Genomic DNA, 590 nt, shown 5'->3' with positions numbered 1-590 from the left:
GCCCCCACCGCCGCCGCCCAAGCCACCGGCGCGATCAGCCCCGAGCACGTCGCGATCATCCGCACCTTCCTCACCAAGCTGCCCGGCTGGGTGGACCCCACCACCCGCGAACAATCCGAGGCCAGCCTGGCCCACATCGCCGCCCTCACCGGACCCGAGACCCTCCGCAAGGACGCCGACCTGCTGGCCACCCTCATCGACCAGGACGGCCCCGAACCCGACGACCGCGAACGCGCCCGCCGGCGCAGCATCCACCTCGGACCGCAAGGCGCCGACGGGATGAGCAGGATCAGCGGCTGGGTGACCCCGGAACTTCGGGCCACCATCGAGCCGATCGACGCCAAACTCGCCGCCCCCGGCATGTGCAACCCCGACGACGAGCAGCCCTGCACCTCGGGCACCCCCAGCCAAGCTCAGATCGACGCCGATACCCGCAGCCACGGCCAACGCACCCACGACGCGCTGCTCGCGATCGCACGCACCGCGCTCAGCTCCGGCGAACTCGGCCAGCACAACGGCCTACCCGTCACCGTCATCGTCTCCACCACCCTGCACGACCTAGAAGCCGCCGCCGGCTCGGGAGTCACCGG

General features: G+C 71.9%; 1 protein-coding gene. It reads left to right on the top strand.

Annotated features, from left to right (window positions below; all coding sequences use genetic code 11):
• A partial coding sequence (locus tag SBI80_RS28145) for a DUF222 domain-containing protein (protein WP_318978438.1) occupies positions 1-590 on the top strand: 590 nt, incomplete at both ends.

The organism is Mycolicibacterium sichuanense (assembly GCF_033741125.1).
In the GTDB taxonomy this organism is placed as follows: Bacteria; Actinomycetota; Actinomycetes; order Mycobacteriales; family Mycobacteriaceae; genus Mycobacterium.
Note: the sequence above shows the minus strand (reverse complement) of the source record. Positions and strands in the feature narration are given on the sequence as shown.